Annotated in this window: 17 protein-coding genes and 1 pseudogene; 11 read left to right on the forward strand and 7 right to left on the reverse strand. The window is 72.1% G+C overall.

The window, feature by feature from the left end; all coding sequences use genetic code 11:
- The 4 genes and pseudogenes from G3I41_RS07285 to G3I41_RS07300 form a co-directional block, all read left to right on the forward strand.
- Window positions 1-369, forward strand: a pseudogene (locus tag G3I41_RS07285) (ArsA family ATPase); the annotation flags it as partial.
- Window positions 370-452: 83 nt separating this feature from the next.
- On the forward strand, window positions 453-911 hold the full coding sequence (locus G3I41_RS07290; protein WP_164399479.1) for a DUF5304 domain-containing protein: 459 nt from the start codon (window positions 453-455) through the stop codon (window positions 909-911).
- 73 nt (window positions 912-984) lie between these two features.
- A complete protein-coding gene (locus G3I41_RS07295; protein WP_164399480.1) occupies window positions 985-1926 on the forward strand; it encodes an ROK family glucokinase in 942 nt (313 codons plus the stop codon).
- A 79-nt stretch (window positions 1927-2005) separates the two neighbouring features.
- Entirely contained in the window at window positions 2006-2773 is a 768-nt protein-coding gene (locus G3I41_RS07300) for an endonuclease/exonuclease/phosphatase family protein (RefSeq protein ID WP_164399481.1), read from the forward strand.
- Here G3I41_RS07300 and G3I41_RS07305 read toward each other — a convergent pair whose 3' ends face one another.
- Together G3I41_RS07305 and G3I41_RS07310 are read right to left on the reverse strand one after the other, a co-directional pair.
- On the reverse strand, window positions 2774-3442 hold the full coding sequence (locus G3I41_RS07305) for a hypothetical protein (protein ID WP_164399482.1): 669 nt from the start codon (window positions 3440-3442) through the stop codon (window positions 2774-2776). It lies immediately after the preceding gene.
- Complete coding sequence (locus tag G3I41_RS07310; RefSeq protein WP_164399483.1) at window positions 3435-4226, reverse strand: alpha/beta fold hydrolase; 792 nt, start codon at window positions 4224-4226, stop codon at window positions 3435-3437. Before G3I41_RS07310 ends, G3I41_RS07305 begins: the two co-directional genes overlap by 8 nt.
- A 230-nt stretch (window positions 4227-4456) precedes the next feature.
- Between G3I41_RS07310 and G3I41_RS07315 the strand changes: the two genes are divergently transcribed.
- The 4 genes from G3I41_RS07315 to G3I41_RS07330 all read left to right on the forward strand — a co-directional run bounded on the left by G3I41_RS07315 (window position 4457) and on the right by G3I41_RS07330 (window position 8223).
- Window positions 4457-5176 carry a lysophospholipid acyltransferase family protein gene (locus G3I41_RS07315; protein ID WP_164399484.1) on the forward strand — a complete coding sequence of 240 codons (720 nt, stop codon included), beginning with the start codon at window positions 4457-4459 and terminating at the stop codon, window positions 5174-5176.
- A gap of 37 nt (window positions 5177-5213) precedes the next feature.
- A complete protein-coding gene (locus G3I41_RS07320) occupies window positions 5214-6446 on the forward strand; it encodes a DUF5931 domain-containing protein (protein ID WP_164399485.1) in 1233 nt (410 codons plus the stop codon).
- Entirely contained in the window at window positions 6443-7135 is a 693-nt protein-coding gene (locus G3I41_RS07325) for a response regulator transcription factor (protein ID WP_164399486.1), read from the forward strand. The genes G3I41_RS07320 and G3I41_RS07325 overlap by 4 nt, the downstream gene beginning before the upstream one ends.
- A gap of 83 nt (window positions 7136-7218) precedes the next feature.
- Window positions 7219-8223, forward strand: coding sequence for a 2-hydroxyacid dehydrogenase (locus G3I41_RS07330; protein ID WP_164399487.1), 1005 nt, complete (start codon window positions 7219-7221; stop codon window positions 8221-8223).
- 9 nt (window positions 8224-8232) lie between these two features.
- On the opposite strand, the gene G3I41_RS07335 is transcribed toward G3I41_RS07330, so the two are convergent.
- Window positions 8233-10101 carry an anthranilate synthase family protein gene (locus G3I41_RS07335; RefSeq protein WP_164399488.1) on the reverse strand — a complete coding sequence of 623 codons (1869 nt, stop codon included), beginning with the start codon at window positions 10099-10101 and terminating at the stop codon, window positions 8233-8235.
- A 247-nt stretch (window positions 10102-10348) separates the two neighbouring features.
- Window positions 10349-13129: an N-acetylmuramoyl-L-alanine amidase gene (locus tag G3I41_RS07345; RefSeq protein WP_203600437.1), complete on the reverse strand. Its 2781-nt coding sequence runs from the start codon at window positions 13127-13129 to the stop codon at window positions 10349-10351.
- Window positions 13130-13297: 168 nt separating this feature from the next.
- On the opposite strand from G3I41_RS07345, the gene G3I41_RS07350 reads away from it, so the two are divergent.
- Complete coding sequence (locus G3I41_RS07350) at window positions 13298-14644, forward strand: 3-deoxy-7-phosphoheptulonate synthase class II (RefSeq protein ID WP_164399490.1); 1347 nt, start codon at window positions 13298-13300, stop codon at window positions 14642-14644.
- Window positions 14645-14814: 170 nt separating this feature from the next.
- The gene (locus tag G3I41_RS07355) at window positions 14815-15057 is read left to right on the forward strand and encodes a (2Fe-2S)-binding protein (protein WP_164399491.1); all 243 of its coding nucleotides are present in this window, start codon (window positions 14815-14817) and stop codon (window positions 15055-15057) included.
- Window positions 15058-15063: 6 nt separating this feature from the next.
- On the opposite strand, the gene bfr is transcribed toward G3I41_RS07355, so the two are convergent.
- A complete protein-coding gene (bfr, locus tag G3I41_RS07360) occupies window positions 15064-15543 on the reverse strand; it encodes a bacterioferritin (RefSeq protein WP_164399492.1) in 480 nt (159 codons plus the stop codon).
- A gap of 153 nt (window positions 15544-15696) precedes the next feature.
- Here bfr and G3I41_RS07365 point away from each other — a divergent pair, with 153 nt between their 5' ends.
- The gene (locus G3I41_RS07365) at window positions 15697-16329 is read left to right on the forward strand and encodes a sulfite oxidase-like oxidoreductase (RefSeq protein WP_164399493.1); all 633 of its coding nucleotides are present in this window, start codon (window positions 15697-15699) and stop codon (window positions 16327-16329) included.
- A 20-nt stretch (window positions 16330-16349) separates the two neighbouring features.
- Here G3I41_RS07365 and G3I41_RS07370 read toward each other — a convergent pair whose 3' ends face one another.
- Complete coding sequence (locus G3I41_RS07370; protein WP_164399494.1) at window positions 16350-17207, reverse strand: deoxyribonuclease IV; 858 nt, start codon at window positions 17205-17207, stop codon at window positions 16350-16352.
- A gap of 8 nt (window positions 17208-17215) precedes the next feature.
- The coding region (locus G3I41_RS07375) for a Stk1 family PASTA domain-containing Ser/Thr kinase (RefSeq protein WP_164399495.1) at window positions 17216-18249 on the reverse strand (1034 nt) is incomplete at its 5' end.

Raw genomic sequence — 18249 nt, forward strand, 5'->3', positions numbered from 1 at the left:
CAGGGCCCCGACGACCTCCTGGCCCTCGCCGGCGCGGACGGCCCGGACGGCAGGGGCGCCGCGCTCGCCGTGCCCGGCATCGGCGAGGAGGGCGGCCGGGCCCCGGACCCCTGGTGGACCGAGGAGGCCGGCGGGCCCGAGGGCGACGGGATACTCGTCTGGTGCCTGCGGCTCCCCGGCGCCGTCAAGAAGGACCTCCAGCTCGTCCGGCGCGGCGCCGAACTCCTCCTGACCGTCGGCCCGTTCCACCGCACCGTGCCCCTGGAGCCCGCCCTGCGCCGCTGCACCGTCTCCGGCGCGGCCCTCACCGACGGCGTGCTGCGGGTCCGCTTCACGCCCGACCCCGCGCTCTGGCCCCGGACGAGCTGAACGGCGCACCACCGTTCGGGTACCGTCGAAGGTACGTGTCCGGTATGCCGGGCCGCCCGGCCACGACGCCCCAGGAGTCCGCCATGAGCGAAGCCACCGATCGCCCCGCCGACGAGGACGCCTGGGCCGAGGCGTGCGCCGAGGACCTCGCGGCCGAGCAGGCCCGCCGTCGCGCCGCCTACGGCCCGCCGCCCGGATCCGCCGCCGAGGAGCTGCGCAAGCTGGTGGACGCGGTGGCCGACAAGCTCGGCTCGTTCCAGGCGCCGCTCCTCGGGATGGCCGCGCAGGGCGCCGTGCAGCAGGTCATCCAGCAGGCCAAGGCGGCCGTGGAGCCCGTGATCGAGCGCAATCCAGACGTTTTCGATCACATCGCGGCGGCCGGTAACGAACTGCTCGCCGCCTACCGCTCGGCGGTCCAGGGCCAGGAAGGCCGCTGGACCCGGGGGGCGGGGGACCCGGCGGGCACCGAAAAGAAGGCGGAAGGCCCCGAAGGACCCCGTGACGGAGGGCCCGGCGCCGGCGAACACATCGACCTGGACTGACCGGCGCCGACAGGACGGGGCCCGGCCTCGGGTACGGTTGCCCCAGCGGGGCTCGACCGGAACTGAGGGATTCATGGGACTCACCATCGGCGTCGATATCGGCGGCACGAAGATCGCGGCTGGAGTGGTCGACGAAGAGGGACGGATCCTCTCGACCTTCAAGGTGTCGACCCCGCCGACGGCCGAAGGCATCGTGGACGCGATCGCGGCGGCGGTGTCCGGCGCCAGCGAGGGGCACGCGGTCGAGGCGGTCGGCATCGGCGCGGCGGGATACGTGGACGACAAGCGGGCCACCGTGCTGTTCGCGCCCAACATCAACTGGCGCCACGAGCCGCTGAAGGACAAGGTCGAGCAGCGCGTCGGCCTCCCCGTCGTCGTGGAGAACGACGCCAACGCCGCCGCCTGGGGCGAGTACCGCTTCGGTGCCGGCCAGGGCCACGACGACGTCATCTGCATCACGCTGGGCACCGGCCTCGGCGGCGGCATCATCATCGGCAACAAGCTGCGCCGCGGACGCTTCGGCGTGGCCGCCGAGTTCGGCCACATCCGGGTCGTCCCGGACGGTCTGCTCTGCGGCTGCGGCAGCCAGGGCTGCTGGGAGCAGTACGCCTCCGGCCGCGCCCTCGTGCGGTACGCGAAGCAGCGCGCCAACGCCACCCCGGAGAACGCCCCGATCCTCCTGGGGCTCGGCGACGGCACCGTCGACGGCATCGAGGGCAAGCACATCAGCGAGGCCGCCCGCCAGGGCTGCCCGGTGGCCGTCGACTCGTTCCGCGAGCTGGCCCGCTGGGCCGGCGCCGGACTCGCCGACCTGGCCTCGCTGTTCGACCCGTCGGCCTTCATCGTCGGCGGCGGCGTCTCGGACGAGGGCGAGCTCGTCCTCGACCCGATCCGCAAGTCGTTCCGGCGCTGGCTGATCGGCGGCGAGTGGCGCCCGCACGCCCAGGTGCTCGCCGCCCAACTCGGCGGCAAGGCAGGGCTCGTGGGCGCGGCGGACCTGGCCCGCCAGGGCTGAGCCCGACCCGCGCACGGAAACACCGGACGCCCGTCGCGCCCTCTCGGGACGCGGCGGGCGTCCGCCGTATCGTGAGGGCATGGCCACGATGTCGCTGCCCGATTCGCGCTCCGAGCCGGACGGTTCGGCCGTCATCCGCGTGCTCAGCTACAACATCCGCTCGATGCGCGACGACAACGCCGCCCTCGCCCGGGTCATCCGCGCCTGCGCCCCCGACCTGGTCCTGGTCCAGGAGGCGCCGCGCTTCTTCCGCTGGCGCAAGTACGCCGCCCGGCTCGCCGCCGCCACCGACCTGGTGGTCCTGGGCGGGGGCGCCACCGCCGCCGGTCCGCTGCTGCTGTGCTCGCTGCGCGCCACGGTCGAGCGCACCGAGGACATCCTGCTGCCGCGCACCCCGGGCCTGCACCGCCGGGGTTTCGCCACCGCCGTGGTCCGGTTCGCGGGCGCCCGGGTCGGCGTGGTCAGCTGCCACCTGAGCCTCCAGCGGCAGGAGCGGCTCGCCCAGGCCGAGCGGCTGGTGGAGACCGTGGACGCGCTGGGCGTACCGCACACCGTCATCGCCGGCGACCTCAACGACGTACCGAGCGGGCGGGCCTTCCGGCGGCTCGCCGGGCACTACCAGGACTGCTGGGAGGTGAAGCCGCAGGGCGGCGTGTACACCTCCCCCGCGCACGATCCCCGCCGCCGGATCGACGCCGTCTTCGCCACCGAGGGCGTCGAGGTCCTGGGCTGCGGGGTCCCGGACGGGCTGCCCGGGGTGCGGGAGGCCGACCTGCGGGCCGCGACCGACCACCTCCCGGTGCTGGCCGCGCTCCGGGTCCCGGCGGCAGCCGGCGAAAGGTCCTAGCTAGACCACCGCGCCCCGGCCCGGGTCGTCGTCACCGTCGTCGTCGGAGTCCATCCGCGCCACCAGCGTCACGAAGCCGCCCAGGAAGCCGCCGACGCAGACCGTCGTCAGCCACCAGGTCATCTCCCAGGAGAGCAGCACCGCGAGCAGCATCAGCACCGGCCCGCCGACCACGGCGAGCCAGGCGAACTTCGCCGTGACGTCGGCCTCCGGCAGCGGCGGCGGCTCCGGCGGCACGAAGTGGCCCTCGTCGTCGTCCCCGCCGCCCGGGGCGGCGTCCGGGTCGGCCGGTTCGTAGTCGCGCGGGCCCACGCCGGGCGCGAAGACCACGGAGCCGCCGAGCGGCCGGTCCGCCTCCGGCTTCGGCTTGGGCGGTCGCTTGCCGAGCCCCTTGTCCGCGGCCGGGGCGGTCAGCGGACCGTCGTCCGGCAGCACCAGATCCTCGACGGAGCGGAAGGGCCGCGCGCCCGGCGGGTCCGGCGGCTCCTCCCCGTACCCCGCCACGATGGCCCGCCAGACGGCCTCCTCGTCCAGCGGCCCGTCCCCCGCACCGGCCGGTGCTTCGGGCGGTGCGCCCTTGCCGTCGTCGTCGGCGACGGCCGCCCCCTCCACGGGGAACGGCTCGCGCTCCTCCTCGCTGCCCGCGCGCTCCGCGTCGTGCTCAGCCACCGGACGTGCTCCCCTTCTTCCCGCCCTGATCCTTGTCGCTCGGAGCGAGGCGGCCGATGAACGCATGACTCTCGTCGAAGATCCGCTTCGCATCATGGTCCAACGTCGCCACGTGGTAGCTCTGTTCCAGCAGGACCTCCCGGACGTCCGTCGAGGAGACGCGGCTCAGGATGCGGGCCGAGTCGGCGGGCGGCACGACATGGTCCTGCGGGCTGTGCAGCAACAGGAGCGGCTGGGTGACCTGGGGCAGGTCGCCGTCGACCAGCCGGAAGAACCTGCGCACCGAGTGCGCCGCGTGCAGCGGCACCCGGTCGTAGCCCACCTCCGCGACGCCGTCCAGGGCGATGTCGCTGACCAGGCCCTTCGTCGTCGGCACCAGATGGCGGACCACCGGCAGCGCGTGCGCCGCCAGGCCGTGCACCTTGTTGGCCGGATTGACGAGCACCAGGCCGCTGACCGCGTCCCCGTGCTTCGCGGCCAGCCGCAGCGCCAGCGCGCCGCCCATCGAGAGCCCGAAGACGAACACCCGCGCGCAGCGCTCCAGCAGCCCGCGGAGCTCCCGGTCCACCTCCGCGTACCAGTCCTGCCAGCCGGTCACCTGCATGTCCTGCCAGCGCGTGCCGTGCCCGGGGAGCAGCGGCAGCGAGACCGTGAGACCGCGCTCGGCCAGATACTCGGCCCAGGGGCGCAGCGACTGCGGGGAACCGGTGAATCCGTGACAGAGGAGGACGCCGACCTCTCCGCCCTCGTGGCGGAACGGCTCGGCTCCGGGAAGGACCGGCACCGGGGTCTCCTGTTCATGAGGCTCGCGGGGGAGCGAGCGGGGAGGGTTCGGAAGGATGTACGGGACGCGCGAGGATTACTTCACCGTACGCGACCGGACCGACACCGACCAGGGCCGTCACCGGCCCGGGCCGCGCACACCCGCCCGCGCCGGGCGGGAGGAAGGGGGACACCGCGGGTTAAGGTCTGTCGGACAGCACACAGGAGGCATCCGAGTTGATCTACGGCGCTATGAAGTTCTCCATCGGCGGGTCGCTGAAGCTCGCCTTCAGGCCGTGGGTGGAGGGCCTGGAGAACATCCCCGCGCGCGGGCCCGCGATCCTCGCCAGCAACCACCTGTCGTTCTCCGACTCCTTCTTCCTGCCGGCCGTCCTGGACCGGAAGGTGACCTTCATCGCGAAGGCCGAGTACTTCACCGCGCCCGGTGTGAAGGGCAAGCTCACCGCCGCCTTCTTCAAGGGCGTCGGCCAGCTCCCCGTCGACCGCTCCGGCGCGCGCGGCGCCGGTGAGGCGGCCATCCGGGCCGGCATCCAGGTCGTCGAGAGCGGCGGCCTCTTCGGCATCTACCCCGAGGGCACCCGGTCGCCGGACGGCCGGCTCTACCGGGGCAAGCCCGGCGGTCTCGCCCGCGTCGCGCTGGCCACCGGGGCGCCGGTCATCCCCGTCGCGATGATCGACACGGAGAAGATCCAGCCGCCCGGCCAGGTGATGCCCAAGCTGATGCGCCCCGGCATCCGGATCGGCAAGCCGCTCGACTTCAGCCGCTACCACGGCATGGACGGGGACCGCTTCATCCTGCGCTCGGTCACCGACGAGGTGATGTACGAGATCATGAAGCTCTCGGGCCAGGAGTACGTCGACATCTACGCGACCGCAGCCAAGCGGCAGATCGCCGACGAGGCCAAGCGCCGGTCCGAGGTCGCGAAGAAGAGGGACGGCGACAGCGGCTGAGCCGCGCGGCGGTCCGTGGGGGACGGGGGAGAACAGCATGGTCAAACGCGTACGCGTGGTCCGGATGTCGGTGGAGCAGCCGCTGTGGCGCGCTCTGACGGCGTACCGGGTGCTGACGATGGTCTACGCGGTCCTCCTCGCCGCGTTCGCCCGGCACGACTACGAGCGGCCCTGGGTAGCGATCACCTTCCTGTCGCTGATGGCCGTCTGGACGCTCGCCACCCTGCCGAAGGTGGGCAGCGCCGCCGCCTGCACCAAGGGCTTCCTCGGCGCCGACCTGGCCATCGCCCTCATCGGAATCATCGTCACCCCGCTCGCCGACCTCCAGGCGACACACGTCGACGGGCCGACCCTGCCCTCCATCTGGACCGCCGGTTCCGTCCTCGCCTTCGCGATCAAGGGCGGCTGGCGCTGGGCGGGCTTCGCCTCCAGCCTGGTCGCCGTCGCCAACCTCATCGAGCGCGGCGAACCCAGCCGCGACACCCTGCACAACGTGATGCTGGTCTGGGTCGCCTCCATCGCGATCGGTTACGTCGTCGAGGTCGCCCGGGCCAGTGAGCGCACCCTCGCCCGCGCCCTGGAGATCGAGGCCGCCACCCGCGAACGCGAGCGCCTGGCCCGGGACATCCACGACGGCGTGCTCCAGGTCCTCGCCATGGTGCAGCGGCGCGGCGCCGCGATCGGCGGCGAGGCGGCGGAGCTCGGCCGGATGGCCGGGGAGCAGGAGGTCGCCCTGCGCACCCTGGTCTCCAGCGGCCTCGTGCCGCCCACCCGGCTCTCCGAGGACGCCTCCGAGGGCGCCGTCGTCCGGACCGTCGAGACGGACGACGACGAACCGGGCGCCGGGGACGGCGGCGAGACCGACCTGCGGACCCTGCTCGCCCCGCACGCCGGCTCCCGGACCAGCTTCGCCGAGCCGGGCGCTCCGGTGCTGCTGCCGTCCGCCGCGGCGGCGGAACTGGCGGCGGCGGTCGGCGCCGCCCTGGACAATGTCCGGGTGCACGCGGGCGAGGGCGCCCAGGCGTGGATCCTGCTGGAGGACTGGCCGGACGAGGTCGTCGTCACGGTCCGGGACGACGGGCCCGGCATCCCCGAGGGGCGGCTCGCGCAGGCCGAGGGGGAGGGGCGGCTCGGGGTCGCCCTGTCGATCCGCGGCCGGCTGCGCGACCTGGGCGGTACGGCAGAACTGATCTCGGTGCCAGGACAGGGCACCGAGGTCGAATTGAAGGTTCCTAAGGTCTCACGGGGGAAGGCGGGTTCGGTCCGATGAACGCGACACACGAAGAGGGCACCGGGCGGCGGGCGGTCAGGGTGATGGTGGTGGACGACCACCCGATGTGGCGGGACGCCGTGGCCCGCGACCTCACCGAGGCCGGCTTCGACGTGGTGGCCACCGCCGGCGACGGGCCCCAGGCCGTCCGCCGGGCCGGCGCCGTCACCCCGGACGTCCTGGTCCTGGACCTCAACCTGCCCGGCATGCCCGGGGTGCAGGTCTGCAAGGAGCTCGTCGGCACCCAGCCCGGGCTGCGGGTCCTCGTGCTCTCCGCCAGCGGCGAGCACGCCGACGTCCTGGAGGCGGTCAAGTCCGGTGCCACCGGCTACCTGATGAAGTCGGCGAGCACCCAGGAGCTGACCGACGCCGTCCGCCGCACCGCCGCCGGCGACGCCGTCTTCACCCCGGGCCTGGCGGGCCTGGTCCTCGGCGAGTACCGCCGGCTGGCCTCGGAGCCCGCGCCGGCCGCCTCCGACGAGCCGAAGGCCCCCGAACTGACCGACCGGGAGACCGAGGTGCTCCGGCTCGTGGCCAAGGGGCTCTCGTACAAGCAGATCGCGGAACGGCTCGTCATCTCGCACCGGACCGTGCAGAACCATGTCCAGAACACCCTGGGCAAGCTCCAGCTGCACAACCGGGTCGAGCTGGTGCGGTACGCCATAGAGCGGGGCCTGGACGACGCATAGGGCCTGTCGTGAGCGGCGCGGTGCGACGTCCGGCCGTATATTCGCGATGACCGCCGTGCCCGGCAGCAGACAGGGGAGACGTCGTGGAGATCCTGGCCTTCGGAGTGCAGTCCGACGAGAAGCCGCTGATCGAGAAGGCGTTCGCCGGGAGGCACGACGTCCGCTGCCTGGACGTCTTCCTGAACCGGGACACCGCCCCCATCGCGGCGGGCTACGAGGTCATCTCCACCAGCGTCAACGCCGACCTGGGCGGCGCGGTCCTCCAGACCCTCGCGGCCGGCGGCACCCAGATGATCGCCCAGCGCTCCACCGGGTTCAACAACATCGACCTGGACGTCGCCGAGCGCCTGGCCCTGCGCGTCGCCCGGGTCTCGTACTACTCGCCGTACTCGGTCGCGGAGTTCGCCTGGACCCTGGCCATGGCGGTCAACCGCCGGGTGATCCGGGCCGCCGGCCGCACCCGCGACTTCGACTTCCGCCTCGACGGGCTCCTCGGCCGCGACATGCACGGCCGCACCGCGGGCGTCATCGGCACCGGAAAGATCGGCGAGGCGTTCACCCGGATCGCCCACGGCTTCGGCATGAAGCTGCTCGGCTGGGACGTCGCCGAGAACCCGGCCTGCGCCGAGCTGGGCATGCGGTACGTCGACAAGGAGCGCCTGCTCGCGGAGTCCGACCTGGTCAGCCTGCACGTGCCGCTGCTCCCCTCGACGCACCACCTCATCGACCAGGACGCCCTCGCCCTGATGAAGGACGACGCGATCCTGGTCAACTCCAGCCGGGGCGGCCTCGTCGACACCTCGGCCCTGGTCGGCGAGTTGCGCGCGGGCCGCTTCCTCGGCGTCGGACTCGACGTGTACGAGGCCGAGGCCGGGCTGTTCTTCCTGGACAAGTCCCTGGAGGGCGTGGACGACGACACCCTGGCCCGGCTCGTCACCTTCCCGAACGTCATCGTCACCTCGCACCAGGCGTACTACACCGAGGACGCGGTCGGCCAGATCATCGACGCCACCGTCGACAACGTCGGCGACTACCTGGCCGGCCGCCACAGCGGCAACGTCCTGATCCCGGCCCGCCCCGCCCCCTGACCCCGCGCCTCAGCCGCGCACCGGAAGCCCCGCCAGCAGCTCGGACACGATCGCCGCACCGCGCAGCGTCAGCACCGACTCCGGGTGGAACTGCACGGAGGCGAACCCGGCCCCGCGCAGCGCGTGCAGCTCACCGGACACCTCGTCCCGGCTCGCCTCGATGCCGTGCGCCGCCAGCTCCGCCGCCCCGGAGTCGTCGCAGCGCGCGGTGAAGCTGTTGTAGAAGCCGACCGTCTCGGGCCGCCCGAACAGGTCGATACGGGTCTGCGCCCCCTGGTACGGCACCGTCTTCCGGACGATCTCCAGGCCCAGTTCGGCGGCGATCAGCTCATGGCCCAGGCACACCCCGAGCAGCCCGTGCCGGTGGTCCCGCACCAGCTCGGCGGCCATCGCGCGCAGCAGCCGCATCTTCGGGTCCGCCGCGTCCCCCGGATTCCCCGGGCCCGGGCCGAGGACCACGGGTCCCTCGTGCGCCCGCACCACGTCCCGCAGTCCCGGCTCGTCGTAGCGGCGCACGGTGACGTCGAGCCCCGAGGCACGCAGCAGGTGCCCGAGCATCGCGGTGAACGTGTCCTCGCCGTCCACCACCAGGGCGTGGCCGGTGCGGTCGGCGGCGCGCTCCTGCATCCGCAGCCAGAACGGGGCGAGCCCGTCCCGCCGGGCGTCCAGGGCCGCCCGCACCCGGGGGTCGTCGGCCAGCCGGGGCCGCTCCCGCTCCGCCTCGGGGCGGGCCGGGCGCACGCCGAGGGCGGCCAGGACCCCGGCGGCCTTGGCGTGGGTCTCGGCGACCTCGCTCTCCGGGTCCGAGTGGCGCACCAGGGTCGCCCCGACCGGCACCCGCAGCGTGCCGTCCGCGTCGATGGCGGCGGTCCGGATCAGGATCGGCGAGTCCAGGGTCTGGGTGCCGTCGGCCTCGCGGCGCAGCAGGGCCAGCGCGCCCGCGTAGTAGCCGCGCCCGCCGTCCTCGTACCGCTCGATGACCCGGCAGGCGTTCTGCACGGGGGAACCGGTGACGGTCGCCGCGAACATGGTCTCCCTCAGCACCTCCCGCACGTCCAGCGAGGAGCGCCCGCGCAACTCGTACTCGGTGTGCGCGAGATGGGCCATCTCCTTCAGGCGCGGGCCGATCACCACCCCGCCCATGTCGCCGACGGTGCACATCATCTTCAGTTCCTCGTCCACCACCATGGAGAGTTCCTCGGTCTCCTTGCGGTCCCCGAGGAAGGCGAGCAGGTTCTCGGGGGTGGGCCCCTCGGCGGGATAGCGGTAGGTGCCGCTGATCGGGTTCATCACGACGGTCCCGCCGGACATCCGCACATGGACCTCGGGGCTGGCTCCGACCAGCGTTCTCTCGCCCGTGTGCACGACGAACGTCCAGTACGCCCCCCGCTCGCCGGCCAGCAGCCGCCGGAACAGGGCCAGGGCGTCCGCCCGGCCGAACCCGTCGATCCGGCCCCGGAACGTCCGCCGGATCACGAAGTTCGCGCCCTCGCCCCGGCCGATCTCGTCCTTGATCACCCGGCGCACGGTGTCGGCGTACTCCTCGTCGCTGACGTCGAACGCCCCGTCGTCCACGTGGACTTCGTGGCGGGGGAGCGCCGACAGCACCTCGTCCAGGGGCATCGTGTACGTCTCGTCCGCGACCAGGACCGACAGCGGTGTGCCGTCGTCGCGCACGTCGAAGCCGCGCTCCGCGATCTGCCGGAACGGCACCAGCGCCAGCGACGGCCGGTCGCCGACGGGGATGCCGGCGAGCCGGTCCGCCTCGTGCACCCGGCCGATCAGCACCTCGACGGTGTCGTGGTCGTGGCCGGGGGTGCGGCGGCGCAGGAGGGCGAACGGCGGGCAGTCGTCGCGCAGGAGTCGGTCGAAGCTCATGGGTCGGTTCCTTCCAGGGAATCAGCTGGGAGGAACGGCCCGTGGACACGGAAAAGGCCGCCCCTCGGGCGGCCTCTGCGTCAGTGTGTACGCGCGATCAGCGGGCCGCCGGATGAGCGGTCCACCACCAGTTGCGGGTCGAGTGCGCGAACATGCCCCGTACCCTAACCCACCCCGGACGGCAGCGGGGCCCTTTCCCACCCGGCCGGGTGGGAAAGGGCCCCGCGCGCACGAGACGTCCGGTCGGTCAGAACAGGAGGTCGTAGATCTGCCAGCCGTCCCCGACCTGCGACTTCGCCGCGAACGGGGCCGTCACCTTGCCGGTGGAGTGGTAGAACCAGAGGTCTCCGGCCGAGTCCACGCCGACCAGGTCGCCCCGGCCGTCACGGTCGAGGTCGCTCGGGCCGAGCAGCAGCTTGTACGTGCCCCAGCCCGAACCGATCTTGACCCGCTTGTCGTACGGCTTGGCGGCCGAGCCGGTGCCGGTGTAGATCCACAGGACCCCGGACTTGTCCCGGGCCACGAAGTCCGCCTTGCCGTCGCCGTTCAGGTCGCCGGTGGAGACGATCGCGTTGTAGATCTCCCAGCCGGTGCCGATCTGGGCCTTGGGCTCGAAGGGCTTCGACGGTGTGCCGGTGCCCTTGTAGAAATAGATCACGCCGGAGCTGGTGCGGGCGATCAGGTCCGCCTTGCCGTCACCGTCGAGGTCGCGCATGCCGGTGAGGCTGTTGTACGCGTTCCAGCCGCTGCCGACCTTGAGCCGGCCCAGGTACGGCTTGTCCGGGTTGCCGCTGCCCCGGTAGTACCAGAGGACGCCGTCCTTGTCGCGGGCCACGAAGTCGCCGGTTCCGTCCGCGCGCAGCGCGGTCATCGCGGTGATCGCCGTGTAGCCGCCCCAGCCGTAGCCCGCCTGGTAGCGGCGGTAGTAGGGGGAGGAGGCGCTCCCGGTGCCCTGGTACTGCCAGATGCGGCCGGCGCTGTCGCGGCCGACCATGTTGTAGCGGTCGGCCGCGGAGACCGGGGCCACGCTCGTGGAGGTCTGGACGTCGCTCGCCTTCACCCACGCCAGCCGGTGGTTGTACCGGATCGGCAGGTACGAGGTGGAGCCGACGACGTCCTTCTGGGCGGAGCCGAACCAGTCGTCGCCCTTCACCTCGGCGCCCGCCAGGGCGTACCCCTGGCCCGCGGGCAGCGTGTACTTCGTCAGGTAGTCCGGGCTGTCCGTCGGGGCCTCCAGGCCCGCCGCGTCATAGGCGGCGGTCTCCGGGTAGGAGCGCCCGTAGATCCGGACGGTCGTCCCGGCCTTGGCCTTCACGACGCGCGGGGCCGCGGCGAGCGGCACGGTGTACTGGCCGCCCGGGTTGTAGAACCACGCCTTCTTCCCGGCGTACCAGATCGCCGTCCAGTCGGTCTTCACCTCGGCGACGACATAGGTGCCGCCCGCGCGGACCTTGTTGCCCCAGTTGGAGCCCTCGCTCCACAGCGCGGAGAAGTAGGGGTCCGTCAGCGTGGAGGCGCTGGTGGACGCCGAGGTGTACAGGTAGCCGAAGTTCGCCGGCTGCTTGGTGACCGCCTTGGTGCCGTACGTCAGCTTCGGCTGGTTGGCCGTGGTGAACGGCGGCACCACGCGCACCAGCTGCCCCGCCTTCACCGGGCCGCCGGCGCCGCCCGCGCCCGTGGGGGCGTCCATCAGACCCATGAAGTGGTTCCAGTCCCAGAACGGGCCCGGGTCCCAGTGGGTGTCCTTGGACTTCGCGTCCAGGAAGACGGGTACCTCGTCGTGGCCGATGACGTGCTCACGGTCCAGCGGGATGCCGTACTTGTCGGCCAGGAACTTCACCAGGGCCGCGGTCGACTCGTACTGCGACTCGCTGTACCAGCTGCCCTCCTTGATCGCGTAGCCCTCGTGCTCCACGCCGATCGAGTGCATGTTGAGCGACCAGTTGCCCGCGTGCCACGCCAGGTCCTTGTTCTCGACCATCTGCGTGACCAGCCCGTCCGAGGCGCGGACCAGGTAGTTGGCGCTCGCGGCCGCGCTCGGGCTGGTGAGTGTGGCGAGCGAGCTCGCGTAGTCGCCCTCGGTGTCGTGGATCACGATCTGCCGGATGTCGACGCCCTGGTCGGGGCGCACGGCCGGGGTGTAGCTGCGCTGGCCGGTGCTCGACGTCTTGGCCTGCACGAAGTTGCAGTTCAGACCCGACGGGCACTCCGGAGTGGGGGTCGCGGCGGTGCTCGCGAAGGACGCGGCCAGCGGCACGTTCGCCGGCTTGACCGGCTGCACCGACGGGTCGGCGGGCAGCGAGACCTGCTGGCCGTCCTGGGTGACCGCGCTCTCGCCCGTACGGATCGAGTCGAAGACGCGCTTGGCGAAGAGGTCGGCCCCCTTCTTGTCCGGTGACTGGCTGAACCGCGCCACCGCCGGATACCACTGCGAGGCGTCGTCGGACAGGGAGCCCTTCGCGTCGCGCTGGTACTGGGCGAGCAGGGCCGCGCCCGCGCGGATGCTGTCCTCGGTGTCGTCGCGCACCGACGCCGTGTCCGTGTCGATCAGCTCGGCGGCCTCGTCCAGCGTGTGCAGCCGGGGGTCGGAGGTGTCGACCGTCTCCTTCGGCAGGTCGCGCAGCGCCTTCGCGGCGTCGAAGGTCTTCTCGATGTCCGGCCGGCCGGACATGTTCATGTGCGCCAGACGTTCCTTGTCGTCCGGCTGCTCCACGTCACCGGCCGCCACGCTGGTCAGCCCCATGACGTTGTACGCGCCGGTCGTGCTCGGTTCGCCGTCGTGGCTCTCCCAGCGCGTCTGCCGGTACGAGACCGCCATCAGCACGCTCCGGGGCACGTCGAACTCACGGGCCGCGTCGTCGAACTGGGCCTGGAGCACGGCGGACGGCGCGGCGGCCTTGGCGGTCCCCGCGGCCGGGTCCTGCGAGGCCACGGCCAGGGTGCCGATCGTCGCGGTCGCGACCACGGCGGCGCCGGCGCCGATCAGCAGCCGTCTCTTCTTGAGGTCCTTACGGTGGTTCCGTTTCAAGTCCCCGCCCTCGATGTCCACTTGTCCAACGTTGTTCTACGTCGAAAGCCGTGAGGCTAGCAGGCCGCCCGGACAGCCCCGGCACCGACCGTGCCGAGACGTCCGTCTCAGTGACTGGGCAAGCGGGAAACGGAGGGGGCACGACCCCGTAATGTGGACGCTGTGACCGTGAACGCCTATACCTCCGTCGCCGGTGGCAACACCTGGCGAGACCTTCCCGCGGCGCAGCAGCCCGAGTACCCCGACTCCGAGGCGCTGCGCGATGTACTCGCGGACCTCGCGTCGTATCCGCCGCTCGTCTTCGCGGGCGAGTGCGACCAGCTGCGTGCCCGTATGGGAGCCGTCGCCAAGGGCGAGGCGTTCCTGTTGCAGGGCGGAGACTGCGCCGAGGCATTCGACGCCGTGTCGGCCGAGCACATCCGCGCCAAGCTGAAGACGCTGCTCCAGATGAGCGCCGTCCTCACCTACGCGGCCTCCGTGCCCGTCGTCAAGGTCGGCCGGATCGCCGGCCAGTACTCCAAGCCGCGCTCCAAGCCGACCGAGACCCGCGACGGCGTGACCCTGCCGACCTACCGGGGCGACTCCGTCAACGGCTTCGCCTTCACCGAGGCCGACCGCGTCCCCGACCCGGAGCGGCTGAAGCGGATGTACCACGCGTCCGCCTCCACGCTGAACCTCGTGCGCGCCTTCACCACCGGCGGTTACGCCGACCTGCGCCAGGTGCACGCGTGGAACCAGGACTTCGTGAAGTCGTCCCCGTCCGGCCAGCGCTACGAGGCGCTGGCCCGCGAGATCGACAACGCGCTGAACTTCATGAAGGCGTGCGGCACCGACCCGGCCGAGTTCAAGGCCGTCGAGTTCTACGCCTCGCACGAGGCCCTGCTCCTCGACTACGAGACGGCGCTGACCCGCACCGACTCGCGCACCGGCCACCTGTACGACACCTCGGGCCACATGGTGTGGATCGGTGAGCGGACCCGCCAGATGGACGGGGCGCACATCGAGTTCGCCGCCCGGGTCCGCAACCCGATCGGGATCAAGCTCGGCCCGACGACCACCGTCGACGAGGCCCTGGGCTACGTCGAGCGCCTCGACCCCGAGCGCGAGCCCGGCCGGCTGACGTTCATCGTCCGGATGGGCGCCGACAAGGTCCGCGACAAGCTGCCCGAGCTGGTCGAGAAGGTCACCGCGTCCGGCGCCACCGTCGCCTGGGTGACCGACCCGATGCACGGCAACACCTTCGAGGCGGCCTCCGGCCACAAGACGCGCCGCTTCGACGACGTCCTGGACGAGGTCAAGGGCTTCTTCGAGGTGCACAAGGGCCTCGGCACGCACCCCGGCGGCATCCACGTCGAGCTGACCGGCGACGACGTCACCGAGTGCGTCGGCGGCGGCCACGAGATCTTCGTGGACGACCTCCACCAGCGTTACGAGACGGCCTGCGACCCCCGGCTCAACCGCAGCCAGTCGCTCGACCTGGCCTTCCTCGTCGCCGAGATGTACCGCGACCAGTAGGGGCCGCGGCGCGGAGCACCGCACGACTGTGGGGCACGGATCGATGTGATCCGTGCCCCACAGGGCGTTCCCGGGCTTCTGCCACTCCCGGGCGGCGGGTAAGGTTAGGTTAGCCTCACCGATCATCGGGGCGGCGCCCACGACCCGTCCCCGCCCGGGAGGTGAACCGCATGTACGTCTGCTCGTGCTTCGGCGTTACGGAGCAGCAGGTCAAGGACCATGCGGCGGCCGGGGCCTGCACGCCCCGCCAGATCGCCTCGGTCTCCAAGGCCGGCACGGACTGCGGCGGCTGTGTCCGCACCATCCAGGCGATGCTCGGCCGGGGCGCCTGCCCGCGCCGCGAGCTCCTGGACCGGAAGCAGGTGCCCGCCACCGCCTCCGCTTCGGTGGAAGGGCTCCCCGAGGCCGCCTGAGCGCGGTCAGCTCTCCGGCTGCTCGATGAGCTGCGCGATGTACAGCGGCTCGCCCAGCTTCTCGACCAGGTCCAGCTGGGTGTCGAGGTAGTCGATGTGGTGCTCCTCGTCCGCGAGGATCGTCTCGAAGATGTTCGCCGACGTGATGTCGCCCTTGCCGCGCATCAGCTCGATCCCGCGCTTGAGGCGGTCGATCGCCTCGACCTCGATCTGCCGGTCCGCCTGGAACATCTCGGTGACCGTCTGGCCGACCCGCACATGGAACAGCCGCTGGTAGTTCGGCAGGCCGTCGAGGAAGAGAATGCGGTCGGTCAGGACCTCCGCGTGCTTCATCTCGTCGAAGGACTCGGCGCGCGTGTATTTCGCGAGCTTCGTCCAGCCGAAGTTGTCCTGCATCTTCGCGTGCAGGAAGTACTGGTTGATGGCCGTCAATTCGGCGGTCAGCTGTTCATTCAGGAACTCGATGACCTCGGGGTCGCCCTGCATCGCAGAGGCTCCTTCCAACGGTGAACCGGGCACGTTGGCGGCATCCTCGCACCCGCCCCGGTGGCCGTCCAGTAAGTGCATGCTTAGTATGAGTTGCCCGAATCGCCTCCGCCCTGGTCACCACCACCCCTGCCTGTCTGTCACCATGGAGACATGGGTCAGCCGGAAAGCCGGGAACACCGCGCGTCAGAGCAGTCCGAGCTTCCGCCGGGCCAGCGGCTGCAGCGCGGGTGGCCGGTGACCCATTACGGGCCGGTCCCCAAGTTCAAACCGGAGCGCTGGGAATTCCGCGTCTTCGGCGCGACCGCCGACGGTGAGAAGCACTGCTGGAACCACGAGGAATTCTCGGCGCTGCCGTTCTCCTCGGTCGTCGCCGATCTCCACTGCGTCACGAAATTCAGCATGCTGGGCGCCGAGTGGGGCGGTGTGCTCGCCCGCGATGTGGCCGCCCTCGCGCCCCCCGCCCCGCAGGTCACCCATGTGATGGTCTGGGCCGAGTACGGCTTCAGTTCCAACCTCCGGCTGGACGACTTCCTTTCCGACCGGACCCTGTTCGCCACCCACAAGGGCGGCGAACTGCTCACCGCCGAGCACGGCTTTCCGCTCCGGCTCGTCGTTCCCCATCTGTACGCGTGGAAGGGCCCCAAGTGGGTCCGGGGCATCGAGTACATGACCGCCGACCGCCGCGGCTTCTGGGAGGAGCGCGGCTACCACAACATCGGCGACCCCTGGAGGGAACAGCGCTACTCCTACCAGGAGGAGCCGGGGGACGGCCCCGAACTCTGACCGGGCTCCCCCGCGGGGGGTCACCCGCCGTCGCGCAGCGCCTGGAGCCGGGCCACGTCCGCCGCGTGGCCCTCCTTGCCGCCCGGCGTCTCGATGACCAGCGGCACGCCCTCGGTGGCCGGGTGCGTGAACAGCTCGCGGAACGGCTCCTCGCCGATGTGGCCCGAGCCGATGTTCTCGTGCCGGTCCTTGTGGGCGCCGGAGACGTCCTTGGAGTCATTGGCGTGGATGAGCTTCAGCCGGCCCTCGCCGACCGTCTCCACCAGCAGGTCCAGCGTCTCCTTCATCCCGCCCGGCCCGGCCAGGTCGTGCCCCGCCGCGAAGATGTGGCAGGTGTCCAGGCAGACCCCGAGCTTCGGATGGGCGTCCAGCGCCTCGAAGTACGGACCGAAGTCCCAGGTCCGCGAGCAGAGCGAGGAACCCTGCCCGGCGGTGGACTCCAGCAGCAGGAACGGGTCGTCGTCGTGCGTCAGCTCGTCCAGCAGCGGCCGCATGTGCGTCCGTACCTGCGCCAGCGCCTCCTCACGGGGCCGCCCGCCGGTCGCCGACCCGGTGTGCACCACGACGCCCAGTGCCCCGATCGCGCGGGCGCGGCGCAGCGAGTGGCGCAGCGACTCCACGGACCGCTCCACCGTGGCCGGGGTGTGCGAGCCGAAGTTGATCAGGTACGGGGCATGCACGTAGGCCGGTACGGACTCGGCCGCGCACTGCTCGCGGAACAGGGCGTCCTGGGCCGGATTCCCGGCCGGGGTGGCCCAGCCGCGCGGGTTGGCGACGAAGACCTGGACGGCCTCGGCGCCCATCTCGCGGGCGTAGGGGAGGCCGGTCCTGGCGAGGCCGCCGGCCACGGGGACATGGCCGCCGACGGGGTTGCGCATACGGATCTCTACAGTCCCTTGGTCTTGATGGTGATGGTGCTGCCCTCGGGGGCCCGGTCGCCGCCGTCCACGGACTGGCCGGCGACCTTGTCGCTGAAGGAGAGGAACCCGTGGTCGACCTCGACCTCGAAGCCCGCCGCCTCCAGCTCGTCCCGGGCGTCGTCCACGTCCTTGCCGACCACGTCCGGCACGTCGATCATGCGCGGCCCGTCGGAGACCGTCACCGTCACGGTATCGCCCTCCGCCGCCTCGGCGCCCTCCTCCGGTGACTGGACGGCGACGTCGCCCTCGTCCTCCGGTGAGTGCACCCGGCCGGGCTTCACCTTCACCTTCAGCCCCTCGTCGGCCAGCGTGTCGGTGGCGTCCTCCACGGAGAGCCCGGTGACGTCCGGGACCTCGACGGGACTGCCCTTGGAGACGACGATCGCGACCGCCGAGTCCGGGTGTCGCCCGGTGCCGGCCTCCGGGTCCGTACGCACCACCTCGCCGGCCGCCACGTCCTCGCTGAAGTCCTTGGTGACCATGCCCGGGAGCAGGCCCGCCTCCTTCAGCCGCTGCTTGGCGTCGGCGAGCCGGACGCCCACGACGTCGGGCACCTCGACGATCTCGGGGCCGCGCGAGACGACGAGCGAGACCGAGCCGTTGCCCCTGATCCGCGCGCCGGACTTGGGGTCGCTGCTGATGACCTTGCCCCGGTCGACGGTGTCGCTGAAGGCCCGCTTCACGCCCTTCAGCTCCAGGCCCGCGTCCGAAAGCCGCTTCTCGGCCGCCTTCTCGGTCTGGCCCAGCAGCGAGGGGACCTTCGTGAACTGGCCGGAGTTGATGTACCAGACACCGCCGCCGACGCCCAGGACGATGAGCACCGCCAGGACCGCCGCGATCAGCCCGCGCCGGGGGCCGCCGAGCGGCCCGGTCCGGCGGGGCGGCCGCGGGTGTCCCGGGGGCGCGGGCGGGGGCATCTCCAGGCGGCTGGTGTGGTGGGCGGTGCCCAGGTCCTGCGGCAGGACCCGGGGGATCACCGTCGTCCGCGCGTCGCTCCCGG

This window comes from Streptomyces sp. SID9727 (assembly GCF_010550605.1).
GTDB lineage: Bacteria > Actinomycetota > Actinomycetes > Streptomycetales > Streptomycetaceae > Streptomyces.

Coding starts and splice junctions, on each gene's coding strand:
- G3I41_RS07295 (WP_164399480.1), top strand. CDS start 985: ATGGGACTCACCATCGGCGTCGATATCGGCGGCACGAAGATCGCGGCT.
- G3I41_RS07370 (WP_164399494.1), bottom strand. CDS start 17,207: ATGCGCAACCCCGTCGGCGGCCATGTCCCCGTGGCCGGCGGCCTCGCC.
- G3I41_RS07290 (WP_164399479.1), top strand. CDS start 453: ATGAGCGAAGCCACCGATCGCCCCGCCGACGAGGACGCCTGGGCCGAG.
- G3I41_RS07300 (WP_164399481.1), top strand. CDS start 2,006: ATGGCCACGATGTCGCTGCCCGATTCGCGCTCCGAGCCGGACGGTTCG.
- G3I41_RS07320 (WP_164399485.1), top strand. CDS start 5,214: ATGGTCAAACGCGTACGCGTGGTCCGGATGTCGGTGGAGCAGCCGCTG.
- G3I41_RS07315 (WP_164399484.1), top strand. CDS start 4,457: ATGAAGTTCTCCATCGGCGGGTCGCTGAAGCTCGCCTTCAGGCCGTGG.
- G3I41_RS07355 (WP_164399491.1), top strand. CDS start 14,815: ATGTACGTCTGCTCGTGCTTCGGCGTTACGGAGCAGCAGGTCAAGGAC.
- G3I41_RS07325 (WP_164399486.1), top strand. CDS start 6,443: ATGAACGCGACACACGAAGAGGGCACCGGGCGGCGGGCGGTCAGGGTG.
- G3I41_RS07335 (WP_164399488.1), bottom strand. CDS start 10,101: ATGAGCTTCGACCGACTCCTGCGCGACGACTGCCCGCCGTTCGCCCTC.
- bfr (WP_164399492.1), bottom strand. CDS start 15,543: ATGCAGGGCGACCCCGAGGTCATCGAGTTCCTGAATGAACAGCTGACC.
- G3I41_RS07365 (WP_164399493.1), top strand. CDS start 15,697: ATGGGTCAGCCGGAAAGCCGGGAACACCGCGCGTCAGAGCAGTCCGAG.